Origin of the sequence: Nonomuraea sp. NPDC050786, assembly GCF_040654115.1 — a bacterium.
In the GTDB taxonomy this organism is placed as follows: domain Bacteria; phylum Actinomycetota; class Actinomycetes; order Streptosporangiales; family Streptosporangiaceae; genus Nonomuraea.
Genome location: NZ_JBFAHJ010000009.1, coordinates 64582 through 87505, shown reverse-complemented (window position 1 = coordinate 87505; position 22924 = coordinate 64582). Strand labels below are relative to the sequence as shown.

Genomic DNA, 22924 nt, shown 5'->3' with positions numbered 1-22924 from the left:
CCCCCCGAGATCAGCCCTTGCTGATCAGCGCAGCCGCCGCTCCAGCAGCAGCGCACCCCGGCCGGACAGCAGCGAGGCGCACCATTTGCGCAGGTCCGCCGGCTTGGGCCCGCTGATCGACTCCTGCTCCAGCAGGTCGGCCCAGTCCAGCAGCGACTCCGCCAGCATGAGCGGAACCCCCTGCCGCTCGTGCACCTCGGCCGCGGCCTCGAAGTGCTCCGCGGCCCGCTGCGGCGAGCCCGTCGCCACGCACAGGTGCGCCAGGTAGTGGTGCCCGCAGTGGTGGGCCACCGTGCCGTGCCCGAACGTCTCCCCGTCGGAGGCCAGCGCGTCGTACAGCTGCCCCGCCAGATCGGCCCGCCCCAGGCGGGAGGCGGCCACGGCGAGGTTGTCCAGGGCGGGCCGGTGGGCCATGTTGCGGGGCGGCGTCGCGCCCCCGTACGCGAGGATGCGTTCCAGCAGGGGAGCGGCCTCCTCGTCGGCCATCTCGCACAGGTAGCGCAGCACCGCGTGGACCGGGTCCACGCGCGGCGCCTGGGCGGCGCGGCGGAGCCGGTCGCCCAGCTCCCACAGCCGGCCCTGCAGCCGCCGGATCTCGGCGATCTGCTCAGAGAAGATGGCCACGGCCTCCAGGCGGCGGCCGATCTCCGAGCCGAGCCGCATGGCCGACACCGCCTCCGACTCGGCCTGCGCCAGGTCGCCCTGCATCAGCGTCAGCCCGGCCTTGGAGTAGCCGATCAGCCAGTTGAGGTGCGGCTGGGCCAGCCGGTGCGCCAGCTCGTCGGCCCGATCGAGCAGCGTCGCGGCCCTGGCCACGTCGCCGTGGTCGAGCACCGGGGGCGTGCGCTGCACGTACGCGTGGAAGAGGGCCAGGTCGTCGCCCGTGCGGCGGGCGGCCTCCAGCATCTCGTCGCCGTCGCGGTGGCGCTGGTGCAGCGGGTCGGCGGGGATGATCGTGAGGCTGCGCAGCCCGAGCACCCCGGCGAGCGTGCGCGGATCGCCCGACTTGCGGGCCAGGGCCACCGCCTCATCGCTCAGCGCGAAGCGCCGCTCGCCGTCGGGCGCCCAGATGAGCTCCGAGGCGAGCTTGGCCGCCAGGAGCGCCCGCGTGCTCAGGTCGGTGGAGTCGACCAGCCTGCGCGCCTCGGTCAGCAGCGCGATGCGCTGCTGGTCGGGCGCCGCCGAGATGGTGGAGAAGCCGCGGTCGCCGCCGAGCGCCGCCATGACGATCAGGTCGTTGCGCTCGCACTGCCTGGCCAGGTCGGCCGCCTGCGCCAGGGTCTGCCGGGCGTCGGGGTCGCCGGCCAGCCACTTGGCCCTGCCGCACTCCACCAGCAGCTCCGCGCGCCGCTCCAGCGTGCCGCCGGGGAAGTCCTGCAGCAGGTCGAGCACCCGCTGGTACCAGGTGACCGCCTCGCGGTGCGCCAGCCCGGCCAGCGCGTGCTGGGCGGCGTGCGCGCCCGCCTCGGCCGCGGCGCCGACGCGGGCCGGGTCGCGGCCGTGCTCGGCGGCGGCCATCAGGTGGGCGGCCACGACGTACGGCCGGGTCTCCATGGCGCGCGGATCCGTCTGGCACAGCGCGTCGGCCACCCGGCCGTGCAGCAGCCCGGCGCGCGGCGCGGAGAGCTTGGAGTAGAGGGCGTTCCTGGTCAGCTCGTGGGAGAACTGGAAGGCCCCGCCGTCCGACATGGCCACCAGGCCCGCGCCCATGGCCTCCTCCACCGCGGCCACGAACCTGCCCTCGTCGAGGTCGAGCCCGAGCCGCAGCTCGGCCGAGTCCATGCGCTCGCCCACGGCCAGCAGGTTGACCAGGTCCCTGGCGTCCGGGTGGAGCTGCGCCAGCCGCGCCATGACCATCCGCGTCACCGAGTCGGGCACGGCCAGCGCGTCGAGGTCCTTGCCCGCGGCCAGCTCCCTGACCACCTCGCTGATGAGGAAGGCGTTGCCGCCGGTGATCCGGTGCAGCAGCGCGGAGTCGCCCTTGCCGCGCACCTCCGCCAGAGCGTGGGAGACCTCGTCCGGCCCGAAGGAGGGGACCTCGATCAGGTGGCCGTCGGCGGTCAGCTTGTGCAGCTCCGGCATGGCGGACTCGACCGGCACGGGCCGCGAGGTGGCCAGGACCAGCAGCGGCAGGGCGTCGGCGTCCCACATGAGGGCGTTCAGCATCTGCAGCGACTCCAGCGTGGCCCACTGCAGGTCGTCGATCACCAGCAGCACCGGCCGTACGGTGGCCAGGCGCTCGATCAGCGTGCGTGCCGCGGCCATCAGGTGGTAGCGCTCGGACACCGGCTCGGTGGCCGGCGGCACCTCCAGCGACAGCGGGGGAGCGGCCAGCGAGGGCGCGAGGCGGACCAGCTGGCCGCACTGCTGGTCGACCCCGGCCCGCAGCAGCAGCGCGGGCGAGGTGCGGGCCAGCCGCTCCACGGCGCCGGCGATCGGCTCGTACGCCTGCCGCGCCGGATCGGTGCACCGCCCCGCCAGCACCGTGAACTGCCGTTTGAGCGCCCGCCTGGCCACCTCCGACGCCAGCCGGGTCTTGCCGACCCCGGGGTCGCCCTGGAGGACCACCAGCCCGCTGCCGAACTCGGCCGTCGCCAGCTCCCTGTCGAGCGCCCGCAGCTGCTCCTCCCTGCCCACGAACGGCAGCACGTGCCCGTCGTCCAGCCACGGGGCCAGCCCGCCCATCTCGTGGTGGTCGGCGGCCTGCCAGTGCAGCTCGTAGGTGTGCATCGGCTCGCGCAGGCCCTTGCCCGGCAGCCGCCCCAGGTCCTTGAACTCGTGCCGGCTCCGCCCCTGCGCCAGCCGCCGCACGAGATCGGTGCAGAGCACCTGGCCGCCCTCGGCGATGGCGACCAGGCGGGCCGCCTCGACGGTCGGCAGCCCGCTGACGTCGTCGTGGCCCCAGCACACGTCACCCGCGGCGAGCGCGGCCCTGATGGAGATCTTCTCCTGGGCGCGCTCGTTCTCGTCGGCCACCGCCTGCTCCACCGCGATGGTCGCGTCGAGCCCGGCCGTCGCCGAGTCGAAGACGGCCATCAGCCCGTCGCCCAGGCTCTTGGTGAACGTGGCGCCGTTGGCCGTCACCACGGAGCGGAGCAGCTGGTAGAGGCGGCGGAAGACGACGTTGGCGCGTTCCTCGCCGAGCCTGATCCGCATGGCGGTGGAGCTGACCACGTCGGTGAAGAGGATCGTCGCCGTGGTCAGCGTGCCTGGCGGGTGCCGCATGGTCACGTGCGCGACCCTCCCTGGACGGGCGCTCGCAGCGTCCTGCGGACGGTGCGGCGGATCGCGCGCGTCTTCACCGCCGGACGCGACTGCCTGATCCGCCAGGCACGCGCCAGCTCCTCGGGGATCCGGAACGCCGCCTGCCCGTCGGAGTGGCGGTCGACCAGGGCGATCACCAGCTGCCGGCCGACCCTGCGCACCAGCCAGCGCACCACGCCGTCGACCGGCCCGGCCAGCTTGGAGTGCCGGTGCGCCGCGCGCGCCACCGTGAACAGCCCCGTGAACCACCAGGCCGGCTTCGGCACGCCCAGGAGCTCGGGCACGCGGTCGGCGCCGTACGCGGCGTCGCGGAAGACCCAGTGCACCAGGCTGCGCGGCAGCTTGCGCCACCCCAGGTGCATGAACCCCTCCATCTCCTCCAGCAGCCTGGCCATCAGCCGGCGGCCCTCGTCGCTGGACTCGTACAGGCGGCCCAGGCGTTCGCTGACCGGCTCGACGTCGTCGAGCGTGAGAGGTCCGTCGCGGCAGGCCTCCACACCCATGAGGTGGCCGAACACGCTCCACGTGTAGAGGTGGGCCGCGCGCTGCTCCTCGGAGAGCGTCACGCCCATGCTCTCCAGAGCCTCCCACGTCACCACGGAGAAGTCGAAGATGGTGGCCAGCAGGAGCTCCTGGTTGACCGGCGGGCCGAACCGCGCGGTGTCCCAGTGGCCGGCGAAGCGCTCGTTGACCAGCGCGCGCACGAACGAGTGGAGGATGCGCAGCCCGATCGCCGTGGTGTGGCCGGGACGGCCGGGCTCCAGGCTGTTGACGGCCTTCAGCCCCATCACGTCGACCAGCATCTGCCCGGTCTCGGCCACCCGGCGGGTGAGGCCGTGCGTGGCCAGCCGCGAGACGCCGGCCAGCACCTTGGCGCTGGACACCTCGACGTACGCCATCGGCAGGCACTTGCAGAACAGCGCGGCCGCCTGGTAGAGCCCGTAGTCGGCGAACACGGCCTGCCCCTTGGCCAGCAGCTCGCGGTCGTCGCCCCACTCGGGCAGGTCCGCGGCGAAGTCGATGGCCTCGAAGATCTCCGAGGCGGGCGGCTCGCCCGAGGGCGCCCTGGCCTCCTGCTTGGCCGCCGACAGCTCCTGGATCACCGCCTTCACCAGCTCGAGCGGCCCTGTCCCTGCGGGCTGGTCGTCCAGATAGCCGGCCACCACCTTGTCGATGTCCGGGTCGGCCTGCTGCCTCAGCTGCCGGAACCTCTCCTCCGGCCAGCGGTCTTGATCGTTCATCTACCCCGTACTCCAGATCTCGGTCAGAGGCCACCCCGTTTCCGCAGGGCGGCGACATCCAGCAGCGTGATCGTGCGGCCTTTGACGGCGATGAGGCGCCGCGCGACGAGGGACTGCAGCGCCCGGTTGACCGCCGGCCGCGACGCGCCGATCAGCGCGGCGAGGTCGGACTGGGTCAGACCGGGCAGGTCCACCACCCCGTCGGACTGGCCGTGCTTGTCGGCCAGCTGCAGCAGCAGCTTGGCCAGCCGCCCGCCCAGGTCGAGGAAGGCCAGGTCGGCCGCCTGGTCGGTGAGCCTGCGCACCATGTGGCCGAGCATGCGCAGGAACTCGTCGGCCAGCGCCGGATGCTCCCGCATGAGCTCCAGCAGCCGCGCCCTGGGCAGCACGAACGCCCACGCGGGGCGCACCGTCACGATCGACGCCGAGCGCGGCGAGCCGTCCAGCAGGGCCATCTCGCCGAAGGTGTCGCCGCGGCCGAGCATGTTGAGCACGATCTCGTCGCCGTGCTCGGTCGTGAACACCACCTTCACCAGGCCGTCCAGCAGCACGTAGAAGGACTCTCCCGGGTCCCCCTGGTGGCAGATGATCTGCCCTGACCGGTAGCGCCTCGACAGCCCGGCCCGCGCCGTGGTCTCGATGCCGCTCTCTCCGAGTACGCGGAACAGCGGGATCTCCGCCAGCACGGCGGCGACCGGCTGGATGTCGCGTGGAAACCCGCTCATGCGAGAACTCTAGGCCGCATTCCGGGCGCGGGCAGCCGGCGACAAGCGATCTCCGCGGTGTGATGCGGAACACATCTGGACTGTCACGCGCAAGACAGCTCCAGGCGATCACCCGGAGCACCGTAGGGGTGCCGGCCGGTAATGGCGACCCCCCGGACACCCGGCCAGGCAGGGAGATCGACATGTACGTGGACACCATCGAACGGCCCGACACGGCAACTCTGGTCTCGGCCGCGCAGGACGGCGACGCCGAGGCGTGGGAGCGGCTGGTCGAGGAGTTCAGCCCCATGCTCAGGGCACGCATCCGCCGGTTCAGGCTCAGCCACGAGGACGCCCAGGACGTGCTCCAGACGACCTGGCTGCTGGCCTGGCAGAACCTCAGGAGCGTCGAGGACGGCCAGCGCATGGCGGGCTGGCTGGCCACGATCGCCTTCCGCGAGTGCCTCAAGCTCAGCAAGCGGACCAAGGAGATCTGCACCCCCGACCTCGACACCCTGGGCAGCACGGACGACGTGGACAGGGAGCTGGCCAGGATCTGGCTGGCCGGCACGCTGGCCGAGCTGGTCGAGGAGCTGCCGGCGGCGCAGCGGGTGCTGTTCAGGGCGCTCACGGAAACCTCCGAGCCGCACTACGTGGACGTGGCACGCAGGCTGGGCAGGCCGGTAGGGAGCATCGGGCCCACCCGAGCCCGCTGTTTCGCGAAGCTACGCGGCCTCCTTCAGGCCCGCGAGATCACCCGCGACTTCCTGGACTGACGCGCTTCGCTCACTTCGCGGACGGGTCAAGCTGGATCGCCTCCAGGAACGGCTCGAAGTCGAAGTGCGCCATCTCGTACGCGTCCGGGTCGGACTCCGCCGGATAGCGGTAGACCTTGCGGCCGCCCCGGGCGAGCATGCCGCTGACGGCCTGGGGGACCAGCCCGCGCCGCATCTCCTCGGCGAGGCCGTCGGCGACGTCCTTGGCGAAGGGCACGTCGTAGAGCGCGGCGACGTGCTGGTAGACGCGGAAATAGCTGACGATGAAGCGCATGCGGTCGGGGTAGGAGACCCAGTCGGCCACCCCGGCCGTGGACGCCTCCTGGTCCTCGGTGATGAACTCCTCGGCCAGCTTGCGCACCTTCTCGTTCTGGATCGGCGCCCAGACCTTCGCCATGTCCACCCCCGCCGGCGCCGTGAGCGGCCTGCCGACCTTGATGTCGCTGAGCGGCGTCTTCACGGCGAACAGGTGGCGGGTGTAGAGCGAGGACCACCGCTTCTCCAGCTGGCGCGTCAGCCAGGGCTGGTCCTCGTGCCGCGCCGCGTACAGGCGGAATCGCGGGAAGGGCCGCCGGGTGAGCAGCGAGCGCAGCGACCGCCACGACACCCGGGTCAGCCACCTGACCGGCCGGTAGAGCACCAGCTCCAGGGCCTTCTGCGCGCGGGCCTGCTCGTAGGCGGACAGCGCGATGCTGGCGCCGAACATGAGCTCGGCCCGCGCCTCGGGGTCGGTGGCCTGCCTGGCCTCGACCAGGAGCTGCGCGGCGTCCTTCAGGTAGCGGTCGTCGGCCTCGGCCAGCAGCTCGGTCAGGAACTCCGGCGGGGTCGGCGTCAGGTCCGACTCCGGGCTCACCCGGAGATAGCGGTCGGGCGAGTCGTTCCACAGGTTGACGGCCAGACTCGCGGTCTCCAGGAAGATGGCCCGGTTGGCCAGCGCGAGCCCGAGCTGGTAGCTGGGGCCGAGCAGGGTGAGCAGCACCCCCCTGAACACCCTCCTGAAGCGGTGGGGCACCCTCATCCGCCGGCTGAAGTCCATGATGAACGGCGAGTCGGGGCCCAGGTCGAGGCTCTCTCCGATGGCCTTGGAGGTCCAGGTGGCGTAGCAGTACCAGTTGTTCGCGTCCTTGCCCAGGTGCTCGGCGAGGTCCCCCGCGACGCGGTGGTAGCTGTAGGCGATGACCATCGCCTCAAGAGCCGGACTCCGGTCCTTGTACGCGGCGATGCGCAGAACGTCGTCCGCGGTCATCGTTGTGTCGGCCATGGAATCTCCCGTTGGTTCGCCTCGAGGAGTTAAGAGTGTCTCCAGCGGCGTCAGATACGTCCGGCGGCCCTCCTTTCCCCCGTGGCCGCCACGCCAGGAGCGTAGGGGGCCCGACTTGCGACGGGCTTGCAGGCCGCCGAGCGGCAGCGGGCGCCGCCCCGGACGGCTCGCCCGGGGCGGCGCGCGTCATTCCTTCACCACGATCTTGCTGAGCACCACGAACCCGCCGAGCGCCCCCGCGGTGCCGGCGGCGGTCGTGGTGGTGAGGTTGACCACCAGGTCATAGATGCCGGGGGCGAGCTGACCGCGCATGGGGACGGACGCGGTGTACCGGCCGGAGCCGGGGGTGAAGGTCAGTTCCACAGGAGATGAGGGGTGCCTCGACTCGCCACCTCCCACCAGGTCGGCGATGATCTCCACATTCCAGCGGCCGGCCAGCCAGTCGACGAGCTCGCCGGTGACCTCCCAGCTCACGTCCACGGTCCAACCCTCGGCGCTGCACACGACGTTCGTGGGTTGAGCGCCGGGGTCGACAACCTGGCTGTGGAGAACACCGGCTAACTGCTCGGCCGATACTTTCATCACCTGGAATTCTCCAGTAGCCATTCCGATCTCCTTGTGCGGTGGGAACGTCGTCCCCGTGTGAAGGAGCAGAGTGGCGATGGAGGCGGCGAAATACGCGTCCGTGTTGTCAATGGATGACGGGTATGGGGCGCGCCGGGGGCGTCACCTTTCCCTGATGCGCACCATGTCGGGGCCGAGCTCGGCGACCCCGCCGGCGCCCAGCAGCTGAAGGGTGCGTACGAGCTCGGCGTGGAGCAGGTCGAGCGCCCGCCGCACGCCGAGCTCGCCGCCGGCCATCAGCCCGTACAGGTAGGCCCGGCCGATGAAGCAGGCCCTGGCGCCCAGCGCGACCGCCGCGGCCACGTCGGCCCCGCTCCGCACGCCGCCGTCCAGGAAGACCTCCGTGCGGTCGCCCACGGCGGCCACCACGTGGGGCAGCAGCTCCAGCGGCGTCGGGGCGCGGTCGAGCTGCCGCCCGCCGTGGTTGGACACGACGACGCCGTCCACCCCCACGGCCGCCAGCTCCTTGGCGTCGTCCACCCGCTGCACCCCTTTGACGAGCAGCCGGCCCTGCCACGCCGACCGGATCCACTCCAGGTCGGCGACGGTCACGGAAGGGTCGAACATCATGTTCGTGATCCCCGCCAGATCGTCGGGCGCCCCGTCCACCGTGGCGAACCTGAGCGGCTCGCTGGTGAGGAAGTCGAACCACCACGCCGGACGCCGCACCGCCTGCAGCACGCTGCGCCAGCGCAGGGCGGGCGGGACCGTCAGCCCGTGCCGCACGTCACGCAGCCGCGCCCCGGCCACCGGCACGTCCACGGTCACCACCAGCACGTCCATGCCGGCCTCCCGCGCCAGGGAGAGCGTCTCCAGCGTGCGGGCGCGGTCGCGGACCACGTACAGCTGGAACCAGTTCCACCCGCCGGGCGCCGCGGCGGCCACGCCGGCGGCGGTCGTGGTGCCCATGGTGGACAGCGTGTACGGCACGCCCGCGCGCTCGGCCGCCCGCGCCACGGCCCGCTCGCCCTCGCGGTGCATCATCCGGGTGAACCCGGTGGGCCCCAGCACGAGCGGCATCGCGATCCGCCGGCCCAGGATCTCGACGGCGGTCGGGGCCACGGCGACGTCGCGCAGGACCCGCGGGCCGAACTCCACCCGGTCGAACGCCTCCACCGCCCTGGCCATCGACCGCTCGCCCTCGGCCGCGCCGTCCACGTAGTCGAACACCATCCGCGGGGCGCGCCTCCTGGCCAGCAGCCGGAGGTCGGCCACATCGGCGGCGTCCGCCACCCGCCGCGCCCTGGAGAGCCGGGGCCGCGCGGGCATGACCGCGCGCAGCTCCCGCCATCGGGGCAGGCGCCGGGGCTCCCGCTGGTTCCGCTCGATACCCAGGACGCTATCAAAGGTACGGTGGGGTGGTGATCGACGACTGGACCGCGCTGGCGGGGGAGTCACCGGCCAGCCTGGCCACGCGGGCGGAGCTGGTCGCCCGCTGGTCGGAGCCGCACCGCCGCTACCACACCCTCGACCACCTCGCCGCCGTGCTCGGCGCGATCTCCGAGCTTTCGGCGCCGGCCGACGATCCCGCCGCCGTACGCCTCGCCGCCTGGTTCCACGACGCCGTCTACGACGGGCGGCCCGGCTGGGACGAGGAGCGCAGCGCCCAGCTCGCCCAGGCACGCCTGCCCGCGTGCGGCGTGCCCGCCGCGCGGGTGGCCGAGGTGGCCCGGCTCGTACGTCTCACCGCGGCCCACGACACGCCGGCCGCCGGTGACCGCAACGGCGCCGTCCTGTGCGACGCCGACCTGGCCGTGCTCGGCCGGCCCGGATATGACGAGTACGCCGCCAGGATCCGGCAGGAGTACGCCCACGTGCCCGACGACCTGTTCAGGAAGGGACGGGCCGAGGTGCTGCGCCGGCTGCTGGCCGTACCGCGGCTCTACCGGACCGGACGCGCGCGCGAGCTGTGGGAGGAGCGGGCGCGGGCGAACATGTCACGGGAGCTGGCGGCGCTTGCGGCGGCGCAGCCCGGAGGCGACCAGGCGTAGCAGCAGCTCCCGCGAGCTGACCGCCTCCGCGCCCAGCTCCACCGCCCGGGCGTGGACGGTCTCCGGCACGTCGTAGTGATCGCGGTCGAACGCCCGCTCCGGCACCCCCAGCCGCGCGGCGAAGTCGTGCAGCTCCGCCAGTGAGCTGTCGCTGACCAGATGAGACCACATGAGGCCACGCGGCCCCGGCCAGTTGGGCGGGTCGATGAGAACGGTCACGACCCCAAGGTTAGACGGGCGGGACCTTGCCTTTGATCACCAGCTCGGCCAGGTCGGAGAGCACGACCTCGGCGCCCGCCGCGCGCAGCCCGGCCGCGGCGGAGCCTTCCCTGGCCACCGCGACGACCAGCCCGAACGCGCCCTTCCTGCCCGCCTCCACGCCGGGCAGCGCCGCGTCCACCACCGCGACCCTGGCCGCGGGCATCGCCAGGCGGCGCGCCGCCTCCAGGAAGAGCGCGGGGTCGGGCTTGCCCGGCAGGTTCATCAGCTCCGCGTCGTTGCCGTCCACCAGCAGGTCGAACAGGTGCAGCACGCCGGCCGACGTGACCAGCTTGCGGCCGTGCAGGCTGGCGGAGACCGCCGCCGTACGGGCGCCCCGCTGCCGCAGCTCGTGCAGGAGCGCCACCGTGGACGGGAACGCGGCCACCCCGTACTTCTCCACCTGGCCCATGAAGATCTCGTCCTTGGCCAGGCCGAGCCCGTGCACGGTCGCCGCGCCCGGCTCGTCGTCCGGCGAGCCCTCGGGCAGCGTGATGCCGCGTGCCCTGAGGAAGGCGCGGATGCCGTCCAGGCGCGGGCGGCCGTCCACGTGGCGCAGATAGTCGTCGCGGATGTCGAACGGCTCTGAGCGGCCGCGCAGGAAGGCGTCGAAGACGTGCTTCCAGGCGGCCGCGTGCCCCCGAGCGGTGTCGGTGACGACGCCGTCGGTGTCGAACACGACGGCGTTGATCGAGGTCAGATCGATGACAGGCTCGTTCACATTGCGAACGTAGCCCCTCTACCAGGCGACGGGTAGCTCTTTGACTCCGTAGACGATGGCGAGTTCCCTGAACGGCACCTCGCCCGCGACGCGCAGCCCCGGGAAGCGGCGCAGCAGGGCGGGGAAGGCGATGCGCATCTCCATCTGCGCGAGCGGCGCGCCGATGCAGCGGTGGATGCCGTGGCCGAAGGCCATGTGCGAGCCCGCCGTCTCCCTGCCGGGCCGCACCTCGTCCATGTCCTCGCCCAGGGCGGGGTCGCGGTTGGCGCCGGTGAGCGAGCAGAGCACCATCTCGCCCTTCTTGATCGGCACGCCGTGCAGCTCGAGGTCGTCGCGGGCGAAGCGCGGGAAGGCCACCTGGACGACCGTCATGTAGCGCAGCAGCTCCTCGACGACGTCGTTGACGTACCCGTCGACCTCGCGCACCTTGGCGGCCTGCTCGGGGTTGCGCAGCAGCCACAGGGTGCCGAGGGCGAGCATGCTGGTGCTGGTGTCGTGACCGCCGGTCAGCAGCCCGTCGGCCATGCTGGCGAGCGTGCGGTCGTCGAGCTCGTCACCGTGCTCGCGCAGCAGCTGGCCGAGCAGCCCCTCGCCCGGGTTCTGCCGCTCACGCGCGACCAGGTCGATCAGGTACGTCATGGCGTCGTTGATCGCCTGCAGTGACGCCTCCGGCCCGGCCGAGAGGTCGAACCGGTCTTTGCTGATCTTGACGAAGCCGGCGCGCTCCTCGTACGGGACGCCGAGCAGCTCGCACACCACCAGCGACGGGATCGGCAGCGCGAACTCCTCGACCAGGTCCACCGGGGAGCCCTTGGCCTCCATGCGGTCCAGGTACTCCTCGACCATCGCCTCGATGCGCGGCTCCAGCCTGCGCAGGCGGCGCATGGTGAACTCGGGGGTCAGGTACTTGCGCAGCCGGGTGTGCTCGGGCGGGTCGCGGAACCCCAGGCCGCCCGGGTCCTCCTGGTTGGAGCCGAGGCCGATCACCCCGGCGAAGTCGTTGCTGAAGCGCTCATGGTCGCTCAGGACGCCCCGTACGTCCTCCCAGCGAGTGACGAGGTAGACGGTCTGGCCGCCGGGGATCTCCATGGGGAAGACCGGGTGCTCGGTCCGGATGCGCCCGAGTTCGCCTACGGGGTCGAACCCCTCACGCATGAACTGGACGAGTGGGAACTCATTGTCTGACATCGATATCCGTCCTGCTGGGATGCATCACACCATGTCGGGATAAATCCCTGCATAGATGGTCCCACCCGGAACGGCGGATGTTGCCATACCAAAGGAGGAGATTCCGGGTAGCGCCGTCCTCCCTCCGCCCTCGGGGGCGGGACGCACCTCCCATCAAGCCCGGAACAGCAGGGAAACAGGGGCAAAATGGGGCGCCAGCCGTCGTTTGGCGTACAAGATGACGACATTCTGCGATGATCTCGTCGCATAGAGCCGGAGTTTGAGCCATCACGGATAGTGACTGATGCCGACATTTGAGGAAATAACAGCCTTCGTCACCGACAAGCCGCTCGCCACCGCCCTCATCGCGCTGCTGAGCCTGGCGGGGCTGGTGCTGGCCTTCCTGGTGCTCAGGATCGCCTGGCGCGTGGTCGCCTGGTTGTTCGCGCGATACGTCGCCCCCCGTCCCATTGAGGACGTGCTGACCGTCGTCGCCGCGTCCATCGCCACCGGCGTGTCCGCGCAGGGCATGTGGCGCTTCTCCGGGGACGTGCTGGGCCTGGACGGGCCGCTCAGGCTGCTGCTGTTCGCGTTCATCGAGGTCGCGATCATCACGAGCGCGGTACGCGCCCGCCGCAACATGCGCGAGAACTTCTCCGCCGGGATCGACGGCATCGCCGTGTGGGCACTGACGTGCCTGACCGCCGTGCTGTCCAGCATGGACGCGCGCAGCCTCCCCGAGGCGGTGTTCAGGCTCGCCGCCCCCCTCGTGGCCGCCTGGCTGTGGGAGCGCGGCATGGCCATCGAACGCCACCGCATCCGCGGCACCGGCCGCATCAACTGGCGCCTGACGCCCGAGCGGCTGCTGGTCCGGATGGGCCTGGCCGAGGTCAGCGACCGTACGGCGAGCGAGGTCGACGCGCACCGCAGGCTGACCCGCGTCGCGCTGGCCGCCAAGCGGGCCAAGGCGCTGCGCGAGGGGGGCGCCTCCGAGCGCAAGATGCGCGCCGCGCTGGCCAAGCTCGACAAGGCCATGGACCAGGCCGTCGAGCACACCGGCCTGGCCGTCGACCAGGCCCGCCAGGAGGCCCTGCTGGCCCAGATCGCCGCCCTGTACAACACCACCGCCCTCATCGACGCCGACCCCCGCGTGCCGTGGGAGCCCGAGCCCGAGCAGCAGCCGGTGCCCGCCCGCCCGGCGCTGCCGCCCGCGCTGGCCGAGCTGGTCGAGGAGGAGGACGAGGACATCGAGGTGCTCGACACCACCCCGCAGGTGGTCGACACCGCCCAGCGGGCGGCGCTGATGCGCCAGGCCCGCGCGTACTGGGACCGCCAGATCGCCAAGGGCATCGTGCCCCGTACGGTGGACATCGCCCAGGAGATCGGCATCTCGCTGGCCACGGCGCGCGAGTATCGTGCCCTGTGGAAGCTCGAGCCGCAGGCGCACGCCCTCATCGAGGCGCTGTTCCAGCAGCACGGCATCGTCGACACGGGCGCCTTCCCCGCCATCGCGGCCGACGGGAGGGTGCTGACCAAGTCGTAGGGGTCGTAGGGGTCGCAGGGGTCGCAGGGGGGAGCACGCTTGCGGGAGCGCACGCTCGAACGCGTCAGGAAACTCCTGGCCAAGGCCGAACGCACGGACAACGAGCACGAGCGCGCGACGTTCATGGCGGCCGCGTCGGCGCTGATGGCCAGGCACGGCATCGACTCGCTCCCGCCGGCGGGCACCCGGCAGACGCCCGGCGACCGGATCGTCACCCTGCCCAACCCCTGGGCCAGGGAGAAGGCCCGCCTCGTCAGCCTGGTGGCGCAGGCCGTGCGGTGCCGTCCGCTGCTCGTCGGGCGCGGGGAGTCGGGCGGCCAGCGGGTGCACGTGTTCGGGTTCGCCGCGGATCTGGAGCGGGCCGACCTGCTGGCCACCTCGTTGCTGCTGCAGATGGCGACCGGGCTGGCGCGCGTGCGGGTGCCCGGCGAGGTGACCTCCGTGCGGGCGTACCGGCGGTCGTGGCTGCTGGGCTTCACGGACGAGGTGTACCGGTTGCTGTGCGCCGCGGAGTCCCGGGCCGAGGAGACGGTCGGTACGGGTGCCGCGCTGGTGCTGGCGGACCGGCGGGCCGAGGTGGAGCGGGTGGTGGCGGCTCACTATCCGAACATCCGGGTGAGCGTGCCCCGTACGAGCGGCACGGGCTACCGGGACGGGGTGGCGGCCGGCCGCCGCGCCGACCTGGGCCGCACCGGCATGCCCACCGCCACCGCCCCCGAACTGACCGGCGGCTGACCCCGCCGCACGCCCCTTCCGCCGCTCGCCCGGCCGCGTCACATATGCGGTGCGCCGACGGCCGCTCATGGCGAAGGGACGGCGGCCGCCCCCGCGTCAGAGAGCGGTAGGCGGCCCGTGCGGGGACCGGGGCGCTTGATCGGCGAGCCGCGCCGTGGGAGGTCAGCCCAGGGCGGCGGAGACCAGGGAGCGGGCCTCCTCCTGGACCTTGGCCAGGTGGTCGGCCCCCCGGAACGACTCGGCGTAGATCTTGTAGACGTCCTCCGTCCCCGAAGGCCGCGCCGCGAACCAGGCGTTCTCCGTCGCGACCTTCACCCCGCCCAGCTCCGCCCCGTTGCCGGGCGCGGCGGTCTGCACGGCCGTGATCGGCTCGCCCGCCAGCGACGACGCCGTCACCTGCTTCGCCGACAGCTTCCCGAGCACCGCCTTCTCCTCGCGCGTCGCCGGGGCGTCCACCCGGGCGTACGCGGGCTCCCCGAACCGCTCGACCAGCTCACGGTAGTGCGCGCTCGGCGACCTGCCCGTGACGGCCAGGATCTCCGAGGCCAGCAGCGCCAGGATGATCCCGTCCTTGTCGGTGGACCACACGGACCCGTCCCGCCGCAGGAAGGAGGCGCCCGCGCTCTCCTCGCCCCCGAACCCCAGCGACCCGTCCAGCAGCCCCGGGACGAACCACTTGAAGCCGACCGGCACCTCGTAGAGCCGTCGCCCGAGAGAGGCCGCGACCCGATCGATGATCTGGCTGCTGACCATGGTCTTGCCCACCCCGGCGTCGGCGGGCCAGCCGTCGCGGTGCGTGTAGAGGTAGGAGATGGCGACGGCGAGGTAGTGGTTGGGGTTCAGCAGGCCGCCGTCGGGGGTGACGACGCCGTGCCGGTCCGCGTCGGCGTCGTTTCCGGTGGAAATATCGTATTTATCCCGGTTGGCGATCAGCGAGGCCATCGCGTACGGCGACGAGCAGTCCATCCGGATCTTGCCGTCCCAGTCGAGCGTCATGAACCGCCACGTCGGGTCCACCAGCGGATTGACCACGGTCAGGTCGATCCGGTGCCGCTCGGCGATCTCCCCCCAGTACGCCACGCTGGCCCCGCCCAGGGGATCGGCCCCGATGCGCACCCCGGCGGCCCGGATCGCGTCCAGGTCGATCACGGACGGCAGGTCGTCCACGTACATCCCGAGGAAGTCGTAACGTCCCGCCGCGCTCACGGCCTTGGCGTACGAGACCCGCAGCACGCTCTCCAGCCCGCTCGCCAGCAGCCGGTTGGCGCGGTCCTGGATCCAGGTGGTGGCGTCGGTGTCGGCGGGACCCCCGTGCGGCGGGTTGTATTTGAAGCCGCCGTCACCGGGCGGGTTGTGCGACGGAGTGATCACGACGCCGTCCGCGAGCCCCGTGGTGCGCCCCTGGTTGTGCCGCAGGATGGCGTGCGAGACGGCCGGGGTCGGCGTGTAGCCGTCGCGCGTGTCGATCAGCACCTCGACCCCGTTGGCCACGAGCACCTCCAGCGCCGACACCCGCGCGGGCTCGGAGAGCGCGTGCGTGTCGATGCCGAGGAAGAGCGGCCCGTCGGTCCCCTTCGACCGCCGGTACTCGCAGATGGCCTGCGTGGTCGCCAGGATGTGCTCCTCGTTGAACGCCGTCTTCAGCGACGACCCCCGGTGGCCCGACGTGCCGAACGCCACCCGCTGCCCCGCGTCGCCGGGATCGGGATGCAGGGCGTAATAGGACGTCACGAGCCTGGCGACGTCCACGAGATCGGCGGGCTGGGCGGGCTGTCCTGCGCGTTCGTGCGTCATAAAGGCCACTTTACAAATCCGGCCCGGCCCGGCGGATGACCGCACGTCGGCGTGGGACGGTACAGTCGCCTCAGTCACTAGAACGGGGTTCTGTCATGAGATTCGGCTACTACCTGACCGAGCCGAAAGGGCCAGACCCGATCGGCGGGCTGCGCGACCAGATCGCCCAGGCGGCGCAGGACGGCTTCACCTCCGCCTGGCTCTCCAACATCTTCGGCCTCGACGCGCTGACCGCCCTGGCCGCCGCCGGGAGCCAGGTGCCCGGCATCGAGCTCGGCACCGCCGTCGTGCCCACCTACCCGCGCCATCCGGCCGTCCTGGCCCAGCAGGCCATGACCGTCAACGCCGCGCTCGGCGGGCGCCTCGCGCTGGGCATCGGCCTGTCACACCAGCTGGTCATCGAGGGCATGTACGGCTACAGCTACGAGCGCCCCTACCGGCACATGAAGGAGTACCTCGACATCCTGCTCCCGGCCCGCAGGGGCGAGCACGTCAAGTACGCGGGCGAGACGCTCAAGGCCGACCTCCAGCTCACGACGCCGGGCGCCGGCTTCCCCGTGCTGATCGCCGCGCTCGGCCCGCGCATGCTCAAGCTGGCCGGCACCGTGGCCGACGGCACCGTCCTCTGGATGACCGGCCCCAGGACGGTCGCCGAGCACGTCGCGCCCACCATCAACGCGGCCGCCGCCGAGGCGGGCCGCGAGGCGCCCAGGATCGTCTGCGCGCTGCCGATCTGCGTCACCGACGACCCCGCCGCCGCCGTCGATCGCGCGAACGAGATCTTCGCCGTCTACGGACAGCTTCCCTCCTACCGTGCGATGCTCGACAAGGAGGGCGCGGCCACCCCGGGTGACATCGCGATCGTCGGCGACGAGGAGACCGTGCTGGCCAAGATCGACCAGCTGCGGCAGGCCGGCGTGACCGACTTCGTGGGGTCGGTGTTCGCGGGCAGGGAACGCACGCGAAACCTCCTGATCGGCGCGGCAAAGGGCTGATCAGAAGCGAGATCGATAAGCTTCGGCGGGGTGAACCGTTTGCTCCATGGCATAGATGTGTCCAACTGGCAGGGGACCGTCGACTGGGCCGATCACGCGGAGGCAGGGGTGTCCTTCGCGTTCGCCAAGGCCACCGAGGGCGGCGACTACACCGACAAGCGGTTCGCGCGTAACTGGAACGGCATGCGCGCGAGCTGGCTCGTCTGCGGCGCGTACCACTTCGCCAGGCCCAAGGGCGATCCCGTCGAGCAGGCGCGGCACTTCCTGGCCACGATCAGGACCGCCGGCGGGCTGCGCCGCGGCGACCTGGTCGCCCTCGACCTGGAGACCGGCGACGGGCTCCGGCCCGAGCAGGTCGCCCGCTACGCGCGCCGCTGGTGCCACCACATCGAGCGGCACGGCGGCGTGCGGCCGTTCGTCTACACCTTCCCGTCGTTCGCGCGCGACGGGAACTGCGCGGGCCTGGGCGAATACCCGCTGTGGATCGCCGCTCCCGAGAGACCGCGCGGTAGGCCCATAACGCCGACACCCTGGCGGGACTGGACGATTCACCAGTACATCCACAGTCCACTCGACCGCAACGTCTTCCACGGGAGCCGGCAGGAGCTGACAAAGCTGGGGTTTCACCCGCGATAGCATCGGTGTTCACCATCGAAGCAGCTCCGGTGTCGAGCGCCGGGGCGCGATCAAAGGGAGTCACCGTGTCAGCCGAGCTACGCATCACCCTCGCCGGAGCCGAGCGTGTGGTCGCGGCCGGCACGACGGCCGGCGAGGCACTCGAGGCCGACGGCCGCACGGTCATCGCGGCCAGGGTCAACGGCGAGGCGCGCGACCTGGCCCACCCGCTGTCCGAGGGTGACTCGGTCGAGCCGATCGAGATCTCCAGCGAGGAAGGCCGGGCGATCGTCCGCCACTCCACCGCCCATGTCATGGCACAGGCGGTGCAGGAGCTGTTCCCCGAGGCCAAGCTGGGCATCGGGCCGCCCGTGGACAACGGCTTCTACTACGACTTCGACGTCGCCCAGGCGTTTCACCCGGACGATCTCAAGCGCATCGAGAAGCGGATGCGGGAGATCGTCAAGCAGGGGCAGCTGTTCTCCCGCCGGCCCGTCTCCGACGACGAGGCGCGCGAGGAGCTGGCGGCGGAGCCGTACAAGCTGGAGCTGATCGGGCTCAAGGGCGGCGCGGCGGACGAGGAGTCCGTGGAGGTCGGGGCCGGGCAGCTCACCATCTACGACAACCTCGACCCCAAGAGCGGCGAGCTGCAGTGGAAGGACCTGTGCCGCGGCCCGCACGTGCCGTCCACCAGGTCGATCCCGGCGTTCAAGCTCATGCGCTCGGGCGGCGCCTACTGGCGCGGCAGTGAGAAGAACCCGCAGCTCCAGCGCATCTACGGCACCGCCTGGGAGTCCCGCGACAAGCAGGACGAATACCTCAAGCTGCTGGAGGAGGCCGAGAAGCGCGACCACCGCAAGCTGGGCGCGGAGCTCGACCTGTTCAGCTTCCCGCCGGAGCTGGGCAGCGGCCTGCCGATCTTCCATCCCAAGGGCGGCATCATCCGCAAGGAGATGGAAGACTACATGCGCCGGCGGCAGGCGGAGGCGGGCTACGAGTTCGTCAACACGCCGCACATCACCAAGTCGTCGCTCTTCGAGACCTCGGGCCACCTGCCCTGGTATGCCGACGACATGTTCCCGGCCTTCGAGCTGGAGGGCATCGAATACCGCGTCAAGCCGATGAACTGCCCGATGCACAACCTGATCTTCAGGGCGCGCGGGCGCTCCTACCGCGAGCTGCCGCTGCGGCTGTGCGAGTTCGGCTCGGTCTACCGGTACGAGAAGTCCGGTGTGGTGCACGGGCTGACCCGGGTGCGCGGCATGACGCAGGACGACGCGCACATCTACACCACCAGGGAGCAGATGGCCGATGAGATCAAGTCGCTGCTGAGGTTCGTGCTCAGCGTGCTGCGTGACTTCGGCCTGGAGGACTTCTACCTCGAGCTGTCCACCCGCGACGACTCCGACAAGTTCATCGGCGACCCGGCCGAGTGGGAGGAGGCCACCCAGGCGCTGCACCAGGTGGCTAGCGAGTCGGGGCTGGAGCTGGTCGACGACCCGGGCGGCGCGGCGTTCTACGGGCCGAAGATCTCCGTGCAGGCCAAGGACGCGATCGGCCGCACGTGGCAGCTGTCCACCATCCAGCTCGACCTCAACCAGCCCAAGCGCTTCGGGCTCGAATACCAGGCGGCGGACGGCAGCCGGCAGACCCCGGTCATGATCCACCGGGCGCTGTTCGGCTCGGTCGAGCGCTTCCTCGGCGTGCTCACCGAGCACTACGCGGGCGCCTTCCCGGCCTGGCTGGCGCCGGTGCAGGTGACGGCCATCCCGATCGCCGACGCGCACGTCCCCTACCTGCAGGACGTGGCCAAGAAGCTGCGCGAGCGCGGGATCCGGATCGAGGTGGACGCCTCCGACGACCGGATGCAGAAGAAGATCCGCAACGCGCAGAAGGCCAAGGTCCCGTACATGCTGCTGGCCGGCGACGACGACATCGCCAACGGCGCCGTGTCGTTCCGCTACCGGAGCGGGGAGCAGAAGAACGGCGTCGCGATCGACGAGGCCATCGCCGAGATCGTCAGCGCCGTGGAGCGCCGCGTCCAGGTCTGACCCGTTGCTGAAGAACGGCGGAGCCACCGGCTCCGCCGTTCTCATGAGTCAAGCGGTGAATAGGCGGAATGTCATGGCCGGGCGGCCGCCGAAACCCTCGATCAGGTCGCGGGAGTAGACCTCGGGTTCTCCGGACGCCGCGCCGGCATGTCGGAGAGCTCTTCGGCCGTGTCCCCGCCGGCTGCCGCCTGACGCATCAAAGCCCCACGTCGATCAATCATTGCTCCGCGCCGCCAAGATGATGAGTGCCCCGGGGACGATCCCGGCGAAGAACGGGGACGGCACAAGAAGGACGCCGCCCAACGCGCACCACACCGCCAGGCCCCAGCCGAGTCCGGCGGGCACAGCCACCCCGCGTCCAGCCAGGTGCCAGGTAAGGCAACCCAGGAGAATCAGGGGCACGGCGAAGCTTCCCGGACCGCCCCAGAAGGTGACGTCATTCTGCAGGGACTCCACCGTCTGGGCGTCCGTGAGGACGAGCGGGACGGCTGCCCACATCCCTCGATCCGCCCAGCGGGTCATGTCGTCCCAGGCGATGAGCGTTAGCAAGGACAGGTGTCCTGTTCCCAGCACGAGCATGATCCCGCTCGCCCAGCGGAGCAGCCGCTTTCTGGGGTTCATCGTGCCGCCCCTTCCTGATCGCGATCGCGCCAGGCCCGTTCCCAACGCCGGGTCAGAGCCGGGTAGACGACGAGGTACCGGAAAGGCGCGATGGCGGCCATGTAGAGCCGCCCGAACCATCCGTTGGGCTTGACCAGGACGGCCATCCGCAGCTCATGGTCGCCGTTCGCTCCTTGGACCCAGCCGAGATGCATGACGGTGTGCACCGTCTTGTTCGCCAGCTCGCGAGCGGACTCCATGTCGAGCTCGTAGACCGCTTTGAGGGGCATGCTCCGGTTGTCCCAGCCGCGCGGAGCGTCGCGGATGTCGCTGGGCAGGCGGTCGCGGAGCGAGGCGACCCGTGCGCCGACGCCCGCTGATGGTTCGTCCCAGCCGAGGAGTGCGCCGAGCTTCCACCGGACGGCGAACAAGAACTTCACCGGCCAGGGCTGCTTCGCGAGTCCGCCGGCGGTCCGCAACGCTGCGACCATCGTCGGGAAGTCGCCAAGCCCGGCTCCGGGAGTGCGGTACGACCACACATCCTCGACCGAGAAGTCGCTCGTGAGTTCATGGATGCGCCATGGCTGGGAGGTGTGCGCGGTCTTCGACAGCCTCACGAGAGCGCCCTCTCGGCCATCATGGTCATCAGCGTCAGCTGGTCCAGATCGGGTGTGGCGGCGGGGTCGAGCTCGCGGTAGCGGCGGTGGAGGTTGACGACGATCCGCTCGGCGTCCAGCCAGGTGGCGTACTCATCGAGGTCCACCGCTTCGACCGCCTCGAAGAAGGAGAGGCCGCGGGCGTGAGCGGCGTCCGCCTGCTCGATCACATGGGTGAGGTAGCCGCGCACCGCGCGGATCCCGTCGGGGCCGGTGACCGGGCCGTGGCCCGGGACGATGGTGTCGGCGCCGGTGGCGATCATCGTGTCGCAGGCGGCGATCCAGTTGGCGATCGGGCCGCTCCACACGATCGGGGTGCAGCCGGTGAACAGGAGGTCGCCCGCGAAGAGCACGCCCGCGTCCGGCACGTGCACGACGGAGTCGGCGCCGGTGTGGGCTGGCCCGAGGTTCATCACGCGTACGTCGCGGCCGCCGATGTCCAGGGTCAGCTCCCCCTCGTAGGTCAGGTCGGGCAGCCGCAGGCGGATGCCGCTGAAGTCGAAGGCGCCGAAGCGTTCGCGGAAGTAGAGGGTCGCCGGGCCGAAGTCCATGACCTGGGCGGCGGTCAGCATCTCCGGAGGCAACTCGTGCCGCATCTCCGCGCAGGTGGCCTCCGCGGCGATGATCTGCACCGAGTCACCCAGTAACTGGTTGCCGTGGGTGTGGTCGCCGTTGCAGTGGCTGATGACAGCGTGGGTGAGCGGACGCCGGTCAGTGATCTCGCGCATGGCCTCGAGCATCTCGGCCGTCAGCGGCAGATCGAACAGGGTGTCCACCAGGAGGGATGCGCCCTCGCCCGCGACCAGTCCCGCGTTGCTCAAGCCGTACCCGCCGTCGGGGAGCAACCAGGCCCACACGCCCGCGGCGATCTCGTGCAGCCCGCGGGTATAGGGCAGCTTCGACGCGGCCCGGTTGACGCGCGGGCGTGGCGGCCGGCTGTCGGGGTTGTGCCGGGGCGTGAGCTGGTACGGCGCGGCGGACGCGCGGACGGTCTGGCGGGTGCGGCCCAGCCCTTCGACCGTCAACTCGACGACGTCGCCGTCCCGCAACCAGCCGGGAAAGGCGGCCGGATCAGTGAGGGACAGGTGCTCGATGAGGCAGCAGCCGGGCACCGTGCCGGAGCCGAACACGTCACCGGGCACCAGGTCCACGCCGCGCGAGGCATAGGAGATGACCTCGCCGAAACTCCAGTCCATGGCGTCGGTACGGCCGGAGCCGATGGTCTGGCCGTTGACGGTCGCCTCGACCCGCAGGGCAAGTCTGTCGTCGCGGCGGTAGGGCGCCAGCTCGTCCGGTGTGACCAGGAACGGGCCGAGCGTGGCCGCGCCGTCCTTGCCCTTGGCCTGGCCGATCGCCAGCGGCATCTCGCGCAGTTGCAGGTCGCGTGCCGACCAGTCGTTGTAAATGGTGTAGCCGATGATGTGCTCCTCGGCCTGCCCCGGGGTGAGGTCCCGGCCCCCCGGCCCGATGACCGCGGCGATCTCCAGCTCGAAGTCGAACCAGGCGCTGCCGGGCGAGACGGTCACGTCGTCGCACGGCCCCGTGATCGCCGAGGGGCAGGCGAAATAGAAGGCCGGGATCTGGTACCAGGCGTCCTCGAGCGTGCGCGGCCGGCCGGACGCCTGCCGGCAGTTGCGCATGTGGTCCAGGAAGCACAGGCAGTCGCGGACCGACGGCGGGCGCGGAATCGGCGCGCGCAGTCTGGCCTCGGCCAGTGGGACCGTCTGCGCCGCCGACGCTAAGGCCGCCTCCCCCATCGCCCGTAACTCCTCCGCGCCCCCGCCGATGAGCTCGACCAAGCTGACGCCCGGTGCCACGGGATGGATGCGGTCCTCATCGATCACCCCGACGCGGTCTCCGGTGTCCGTCGCATAAGTCACCCAACGCATGAGAACCTCCTCGGTTTCTATGTTGATTAACACAGGCTA

20 protein-coding genes are annotated in these 22924 nt (G+C 71.4%); 7 read left to right on the top strand and 13 right to left on the bottom strand.

Going from position 1 to position 22924, the window contains the following annotated elements; translation table 11 throughout:
- Positions 1-24: 24 nt before the first annotated feature.
- The 3 genes from AB0H84_RS19020 to AB0H84_RS19010 are packed head-to-tail and all read right to left on the bottom strand — an operon-like array spanning position 25 to position 5230.
- Positions 25-3225, bottom strand: coding sequence for an AAA family ATPase (locus AB0H84_RS19020; protein ID WP_357605838.1), 3201 nt, complete (start codon positions 3223-3225; stop codon positions 25-27).
- Positions 3226-3227: 2 nt separating this feature from the next.
- Positions 3228-4505 carry an oxygenase MpaB family protein gene (locus AB0H84_RS19015; RefSeq protein WP_357605269.1) on the bottom strand — a complete coding sequence of 426 codons (1278 nt, stop codon included), beginning with the start codon at positions 4503-4505 and terminating at the stop codon, positions 3228-3230.
- A gap of 23 nt (positions 4506-4528) precedes the next feature.
- Positions 4529-5230 carry a Crp/Fnr family transcriptional regulator gene (locus AB0H84_RS19010; protein ID WP_357605266.1) on the bottom strand — a complete coding sequence of 234 codons (702 nt, stop codon included), beginning with the start codon at positions 5228-5230 and terminating at the stop codon, positions 4529-4531.
- 182 nt (positions 5231-5412) lie between these two features.
- Between AB0H84_RS19010 and AB0H84_RS19005 the strand changes: the two genes are divergently transcribed.
- Entirely contained in the window at positions 5413-5985 is a 573-nt protein-coding gene (locus AB0H84_RS19005; protein ID WP_357605264.1) for a sigma-70 family RNA polymerase sigma factor, read from the top strand.
- A 10-nt stretch (positions 5986-5995) separates the two neighbouring features.
- On the opposite strand, the gene AB0H84_RS19000 is transcribed toward AB0H84_RS19005, so the two are convergent.
- From AB0H84_RS19000 to AB0H84_RS18990, 3 genes are all read right to left on the bottom strand, one after another.
- Positions 5996-7246 carry a hypothetical protein gene (locus AB0H84_RS19000; RefSeq protein WP_357605262.1) on the bottom strand — a complete coding sequence of 417 codons (1251 nt, stop codon included), beginning with the start codon at positions 7244-7246 and terminating at the stop codon, positions 5996-5998.
- 186 nt (positions 7247-7432) lie between these two features.
- Positions 7433-7852 carry a hypothetical protein gene (locus AB0H84_RS18995; protein WP_357605259.1) on the bottom strand — a complete coding sequence of 140 codons (420 nt, stop codon included), beginning with the start codon at positions 7850-7852 and terminating at the stop codon, positions 7433-7435.
- A gap of 120 nt (positions 7853-7972) precedes the next feature.
- On the bottom strand, positions 7973-9139 hold the full coding sequence (locus AB0H84_RS18990) for an alpha-hydroxy acid oxidase (protein ID WP_357605256.1): 1167 nt from the start codon (positions 9137-9139) through the stop codon (positions 7973-7975).
- A 92-nt stretch (positions 9140-9231) separates the two neighbouring features.
- Between AB0H84_RS18990 and AB0H84_RS18985 the strand changes: the two genes are divergently transcribed.
- The gene (locus AB0H84_RS18985) at positions 9232-9861 is read left to right on the top strand and encodes a metal-dependent phosphohydrolase (RefSeq protein WP_357605253.1); all 630 of its coding nucleotides are present in this window, start codon (positions 9232-9234) and stop codon (positions 9859-9861) included.
- Here the strand turns inward: AB0H84_RS18985 and AB0H84_RS18980 are convergent.
- Genes AB0H84_RS18980 through AB0H84_RS18970 form a run of 3 tightly spaced genes read right to left on the bottom strand, consistent with a single transcriptional unit; the run spans position 9808 to position 12028 of the window.
- Positions 9808-10080, bottom strand: a complete 273-nt coding sequence (locus AB0H84_RS18980) for a DUF4031 domain-containing protein (RefSeq protein ID WP_357605252.1) — start codon at positions 10078-10080, stop codon at positions 9808-9810. The genes AB0H84_RS18985 and AB0H84_RS18980 overlap by 54 nt on opposite strands.
- 10 nt (positions 10081-10090) lie before the next feature.
- Positions 10091-10840: an HAD family hydrolase gene (locus tag AB0H84_RS18975; protein WP_357605249.1), complete on the bottom strand. Its 750-nt coding sequence runs from the start codon at positions 10838-10840 to the stop codon at positions 10091-10093.
- Positions 10841-10858: 18 nt separating this feature from the next.
- Positions 10859-12028 carry a cytochrome P450 gene (locus AB0H84_RS18970; protein ID WP_357605245.1) on the bottom strand — a complete coding sequence of 390 codons (1170 nt, stop codon included), beginning with the start codon at positions 12026-12028 and terminating at the stop codon, positions 10859-10861.
- Positions 12029-12311: 283 nt separating this feature from the next.
- On the opposite strand from AB0H84_RS18970, the gene AB0H84_RS18965 reads away from it, so the two are divergent.
- Together AB0H84_RS18965 and AB0H84_RS18960 are read left to right on the top strand one after the other, a co-directional pair.
- On the top strand, positions 12312-13550 hold the full coding sequence (locus AB0H84_RS18965; RefSeq protein ID WP_357605243.1) for a hypothetical protein: 1239 nt from the start codon (positions 12312-12314) through the stop codon (positions 13548-13550).
- A gap of 39 nt (positions 13551-13589) precedes the next feature.
- On the top strand, positions 13590-14285 hold the full coding sequence (locus AB0H84_RS18960; RefSeq protein WP_357605240.1) for a DUF2786 domain-containing protein: 696 nt from the start codon (positions 13590-13592) through the stop codon (positions 14283-14285).
- A gap of 162 nt (positions 14286-14447) precedes the next feature.
- Here AB0H84_RS18960 and pgm read toward each other — a convergent pair whose 3' ends face one another.
- Positions 14448-16079 carry a phosphoglucomutase (alpha-D-glucose-1,6-bisphosphate-dependent) gene (gene pgm / locus AB0H84_RS18955; protein WP_357605237.1) on the bottom strand — a complete coding sequence of 544 codons (1632 nt, stop codon included), beginning with the start codon at positions 16077-16079 and terminating at the stop codon, positions 14448-14450.
- Between the two features lie 95 nt (positions 16080-16174).
- On the opposite strand from pgm, the gene AB0H84_RS18950 reads away from it, so the two are divergent.
- From AB0H84_RS18950 to thrS, 3 genes are read left to right on the top strand one after another with little or no spacing between them, the layout of a single operon-like run.
- On the top strand, positions 16175-17074 hold the full coding sequence (locus tag AB0H84_RS18950) for a TIGR03564 family F420-dependent LLM class oxidoreductase (RefSeq protein WP_357605234.1): 900 nt from the start codon (positions 16175-16177) through the stop codon (positions 17072-17074).
- 30 nt (positions 17075-17104) lie between these two features.
- Positions 17105-17710: a glycoside hydrolase family 25 protein gene (locus AB0H84_RS18945; RefSeq protein ID WP_357605231.1), complete on the top strand. Its 606-nt coding sequence runs from the start codon at positions 17105-17107 to the stop codon at positions 17708-17710.
- A gap of 29 nt (positions 17711-17739) precedes the next feature.
- Positions 17740-19740, top strand: a complete 2001-nt coding sequence (thrS, locus tag AB0H84_RS18940) for a threonine--tRNA ligase (protein ID WP_357605229.1) — start codon at positions 17740-17742, stop codon at positions 19738-19740.
- 213 nt (positions 19741-19953) lie between these two features.
- On the opposite strand, the gene AB0H84_RS18935 is transcribed toward thrS, so the two are convergent.
- The 3 genes from AB0H84_RS18935 to AB0H84_RS18925 are packed head-to-tail and all read right to left on the bottom strand — an operon-like array spanning position 19954 to position 22885.
- The gene (locus tag AB0H84_RS18935) at positions 19954-20361 is read right to left on the bottom strand and encodes a DUF6463 family protein (protein ID WP_357605227.1); all 408 of its coding nucleotides are present in this window, start codon (positions 20359-20361) and stop codon (positions 19954-19956) included.
- Positions 20358-20957: a DUF2867 domain-containing protein gene (locus tag AB0H84_RS18930; protein ID WP_357605225.1), complete on the bottom strand. Its 600-nt coding sequence runs from the start codon at positions 20955-20957 to the stop codon at positions 20358-20360. The genes AB0H84_RS18935 and AB0H84_RS18930 overlap by 4 nt, the downstream gene beginning before the upstream one ends.
- Complete coding sequence (locus tag AB0H84_RS18925; RefSeq protein WP_357605222.1) at positions 20954-22885, bottom strand: fumarylacetoacetate hydrolase family protein; 1932 nt, start codon at positions 22883-22885, stop codon at positions 20954-20956. The genes AB0H84_RS18930 and AB0H84_RS18925 overlap by 4 nt, the downstream gene beginning before the upstream one ends.
- Between the last annotated feature and the right edge of the window lie 39 nt (positions 22886-22924).

Bases quoted from the DNA above. Each gene is read 5' to 3' on its own strand.
- AB0H84_RS18970 (WP_357605245.1), bottom strand. From the start codon at position 12,028: ATGTCAGACAATGAGTTCCCACTCGTCCAGTTCATGCGTGAGGGGTTC.
- pgm (WP_357605237.1), bottom strand. From the start codon at position 16,079: ATGACGCACGAACGCGCAGGACAGCCCGCCCAGCCCGCCGATCTCGTG.
- AB0H84_RS18925 (WP_357605222.1), bottom strand. From the start codon at position 22,885: ATGCGTTGGGTGACTTATGCGACGGACACCGGAGACCGCGTCGGGGTG.
- AB0H84_RS18990 (WP_357605256.1), bottom strand. From the start codon at position 9,139: ATGCCCGCGCGGCCCCGGCTCTCCAGGGCGCGGCGGGTGGCGGACGCC.
- AB0H84_RS19015 (WP_357605269.1), bottom strand. From the start codon at position 4,505: ATGAACGATCAAGACCGCTGGCCGGAGGAGAGGTTCCGGCAGCTGAGG.
- AB0H84_RS19005 (WP_357605264.1), top strand. From the start codon at position 5,413: ATGTACGTGGACACCATCGAACGGCCCGACACGGCAACTCTGGTCTCG.
- AB0H84_RS19000 (WP_357605262.1), bottom strand. From the start codon at position 7,246: ATGGCCGACACAACGATGACCGCGGACGACGTTCTGCGCATCGCCGCG.
- AB0H84_RS18995 (WP_357605259.1), bottom strand. From the start codon at position 7,852: ATGGCTACTGGAGAATTCCAGGTGATGAAAGTATCGGCCGAGCAGTTA.
- AB0H84_RS18950 (WP_357605234.1), top strand. From the start codon at position 16,175: ATGAGATTCGGCTACTACCTGACCGAGCCGAAAGGGCCAGACCCGATC.
- AB0H84_RS19020 (WP_357605838.1), bottom strand. From the start codon at position 3,225: ATGCGGCACCCGCCAGGCACGCTGACCACGGCGACGATCCTCTTCACC.
- AB0H84_RS18935 (WP_357605227.1), bottom strand. From the start codon at position 20,361: ATGAACCCCAGAAAGCGGCTGCTCCGCTGGGCGAGCGGGATCATGCTC.
- AB0H84_RS18965 (WP_357605243.1), top strand. From the start codon at position 12,312: ATGCCGACATTTGAGGAAATAACAGCCTTCGTCACCGACAAGCCGCTC.
- AB0H84_RS19010 (WP_357605266.1), bottom strand. From the start codon at position 5,230: ATGAGCGGGTTTCCACGCGACATCCAGCCGGTCGCCGCCGTGCTGGCG.